We start from the raw sequence: 687 nt of genomic DNA on the forward strand, positions 1-687 counted from the left end.
ACAATCGCAGGCACAGCGACAGCTTTTTCGTTGCGGCTTCGCCTTCACTACAAAGCTGCGCGTGCTGCGGGCGTTAAGCCACCTAGCAGGAGCCTCTTCATGCCAACGGAAAGTCGAGAAGAACAGCTCGTAGCAGCAGGGCGCGGCAAGTGGTCAAAGGCTGGCGTACCTCATAAAGGTTGGCATTGTGTTGATATCGAGGATCTTGGCGAGCCACAAACAGAATGCGGTATGTGTGAATCGCAGACGATCCGCTTCGTGCATCACATGGAGCATCCAAATTATCCAGACATCCTAGAAGTAGGCTGCATCTGTGCGGGTCATATGGAGGGCGACGTTGCTGCGGCTCGGACCAGAGAGTCGTCCATGAAAAACCGATCTGGAAAACGAAAGCGCTGGCTTTCAAGGAAATGGAGGATTTCTGCTAAAGGTAATCCTTGGATTAAATCCGACGGGTTCCGGATTACGGTTTATCGACGTGCATCTGATTGGGCGGCCACTCTAAGCTCAGAGGACAATTCCTTGGTTATGCACAGCAGAAGAAACTTCAAGACCTTAGATCAAGCTAAGTTGGCTGCATTTGACCATATTACGAAGCTTCTGGCGCGAGAGGCTTAACAAGTCGCTCTTGTCGGACAATTTCTTCACCGCTTCGCGGCTACAAAATTGCCGCAAAGCTCTGCGTTA

The 687-nt window shown here is 51.2% G+C and carries 1 protein-coding gene; it reads left to right on the plus strand.

The genetic code is table 11. The annotated features are described in order from the left end of the window. Positions 1–618, plus strand: a 618-nt coding sequence (locus FZF01_RS19345) for a hypothetical protein (RefSeq protein WP_223825570.1), incomplete at its 5' end; no start/stop codon positions are given. Positions 619–687 lie beyond the last annotated feature (69 nt).

It is taken from the genome of Halopseudomonas salina (assembly GCF_008641105.1).